This window comes from Pseudorhodobacter sp., assembly GCF_030452865.1.
Classification (GTDB): domain Bacteria; phylum Pseudomonadota; class Alphaproteobacteria; order Rhodobacterales; family Rhodobacteraceae; genus Pseudorhodobacter.
The window spans coordinates 1-2,826 of record NZ_JAKDLJ010000439.1; the positions used below are offsets into that span (position 1 = coordinate 1).

A 2,826-nucleotide genomic window follows, 5' to 3' on the forward strand; every position below is an offset into this window, starting at 1 on the left:
GACACGATGCCGCCCGCATGCGTGGTTGTTGCGTTTCATATGACGTGCCATTTGGTGCAGGTTTCTCGGACGCCACGCGCAGCGTTTGGGTGGCGCGAGACGTGGCTTGGCGTCGGAGAAGCGCTCAAGCGGGAAATCGCGGGGTTGGGCTGGGTGCTTCAGCTGTGGTTATGGGGATTTGAGGGGGCGCGTGCCTTGGCTTTGCTCGTTAGCATGGCTGTTTCCGCGTTTTTGGGGCGGATCTGAGTGGGTGTCTCGGGCTCTTTTCGCCGATTCGCGGTTTGCGCATCGCAATCTGGCGGCTTTCACGCGATCGTTGAATGGATTGGCGCATGACGCTGGGACCGCTGGCGGTGGGCCGTGCGGCGAGGGTGCAGTTTTGGATCTGTGGCGCGCAACTCATGCGGCGGCCCTCGCTGCTGTTGGCGGTGCTCTGGGATATTGCGCGGGCGCGATTGTGTCGGTGATGATCAATCGCCCGCCGCAACACGGGCAAGGCAGCGCGAGGACGCGAGGACGCGGGGAGGCTCATCGGTATCATTGATGCCGTCGTCATTGGCGTGATCCCGGTCTGGCGTATTGGCCCCGAGCAAGTGTCTGATCATGGCAATATTGGTGGCACGGCTGCCATTTCCGAAGAAGCCGTAGTGGCGGATGCGGTGCTGGCCTTTTGGCAGAACATGGATCAGGAACCTGCGGATGAACTCGTCCGTCTTCAGGGTCATGGTGGTGTGTCGGCCGGGGCCGTTTACACGGTAGTTCTTGACGCGGAAGGTGACGCGGCACTCATCGAAACGGATCAGGCGGCTGTTGGACAGGGCGACACGGTGGGTGTAACGCGACAGGTAGGCCAGCACGGCTTTGGGGCCTGCAAACGGTTCCTTGGCATACACCACCCAGTCGATCTTGCGCAGCGGTCTGAGGAAAACATCGAATGTATCTCGATCCGCAAGGTTCGCGTGATCGCCGAAGAAGCGCAGCTTCCCCGCATCGTGCAGCTTGCCCAATCCTTCCAGGATGAGCCGCCGATACAGGCGGGCCAGAACCCGGACGGCGAGGAAGAAATTCCTGCGGCAAGCGATCCATTTGGTGCCGTCCGCAGACAGGCCCCCACCCGGCACGATCATATGCACATGCGGATGGTGCGTCATCGCGGAGCCCCAGGTATGGAGGACCGACGCGATCCCAACCCGGGCGCCGAGGTGCTTGGGGTCCGACGCGATCCTGAGCACCGTGTCTGCACTCGCCCGCATCAGCAGGTTGTAGATCTCGCGTTTGTTCTGGTGTGCGATGTTGGCGATCGGTTTGGGCAGTGTGAAGACCAGATGGAAATATCGCACCGGTAAAAGTTCTGCCTCGCGTGCGGCCAGCCATGCTTTTGCCGCGCCGGACTGGCATTTGGGGCAATGGCGGTTGCGGCACGAATTGTAGGCGATGTGCTCATGGGCACAGTCTTCACAGCGCGCCACATGCCCGCCGAGCGCCGCCGTGCGGCAGCGCTCGATGGCGCTCATCACCTTCAACTGATCGAGGCTGACATGGCTCTTATTGGCTGCGCGCCAGGCAGCCCCATGGGCGCGGAAGATATCCGCAACCTCCAGCCCTGACCGGGGCAAGGCGGTCTATGATGCGCCTCTCTTGCCCTTCTTCCGCTTGGCCCGAGTCAGATCGTCCAGCGGGCTGTCCACCGCCGCGATCATCCCCGTGGCGACGCTGGCATAGCGTGCCGTGGTCGTGAGTTTTGCATGCCCCAGCAGCGCCTGAATGACGCGGATATCTACGCCGCGCTCCAGAAGATGCGTCGCGAAACTGTGCCTTAACGTATGCAACGTGACCGGTTTGGTGATCCCGGCTTCCCGCGCGGTCTCTTTGAACAGCCGTGAAATCTGCCGCGCAGAGAGATGTTTGCCGCGATAGCCCCCTTCTCAGCGATGCATGCATCGCCTGTCAGGCAATGGGGAAGAGCACCCGTTCCGGCCCGGGCACGTCCTTGTCCTGGCCGGTCGACCGCTCCTTCCACCAGGCGCGCAGCAGGCCCGGAATGTCCGCCGGCAGCATCACATTGCGGTCCTTGCGCCCCTTCGCCTGCACAATGCGGATGATCTGCTGAGCGCTATCGATATCGCCGACCTTGAGCCGAACGACCTCGCCCGCGCGCATGCCACAGCCATAAGCCAGCGACAGCATCACCCGCGCCTTCAGGCCGGGGGCCATCGCCAGGATGCGTTTGATTTCCTTTTGGCTCAGCACCAGCGGCACCTTCACCGGTTCCTTCAAATGAAAGATCTCGGCCACCAGATCATGCCGCCGCAGGGTCACGCGCAACAGGACCTTCACCCCGGTCATGGTTTGGTTGCGGGTGCAGATGCTCGTCCCGCTCTCGACCAGATGCTGCTGGAACTCCCTCACATCATCCGGTGTCGCCGCCTCTGGCGAGCGCCCGAGCCAGGCCGCAAAACGCTTGCAGGCGCGCAAGTGACTGGTTTGCGATGCCGGCCCAAGATTGCGCGCGGACATATCGGCGATCATGCGGGCACGAAGGGGTGTCATCTGTGTGGAATGCTGAATGTTCATGGGAAAACCCTCTGTCAATCGAGGCAAAATCACCTCGATCAACAGCACACACCCAACACCCAAAACCGCGCAACAAATCCCGGTCAAGCGCAACACCCGCCACAACCGCCCCTATCGCGAAGCGATTTAGTGCCTGGGGCGATATTTGCCGTGGCCTAGGCACTTTTTGCCGCATTGCGCCATTGGTAGTCGTCAACGGCCCGGTAATAGGCGACGGCGGCGGGTAGAAACCAAGGCCTGCCGGTATAAAGC

General features: G+C 61.9%; 1 protein-coding gene and 2 pseudogenes. 1 reads left to right on the top strand and 2 read right to left on the bottom strand.

Features of this window, described 5'->3' with window-relative positions; genetic code table 11:
* Positions 1-332: 332 nt before the first annotated feature.
* Complete coding sequence (locus L0H65_RS17705; protein ID WP_301460543.1) at positions 333-467, top strand: hypothetical protein; 135 nt, start codon at positions 333-335, stop codon at positions 465-467.
* 120 nt (positions 468-587) lie between these two features.
* Here L0H65_RS17705 and L0H65_RS17710 read toward each other — a convergent pair.
* Positions 588-1,616: pseudogene (locus L0H65_RS17710) on the bottom strand (IS91 family transposase); the annotation flags it as partial.
* Positions 1,617-1,622: 6 nt separating this feature from the next.
* A pseudogene (locus tag L0H65_RS17715) lies at positions 1,623-2,574 on the bottom strand (tyrosine-type recombinase/integrase).
* Positions 2,575-2,826 lie beyond the last annotated feature (252 nt).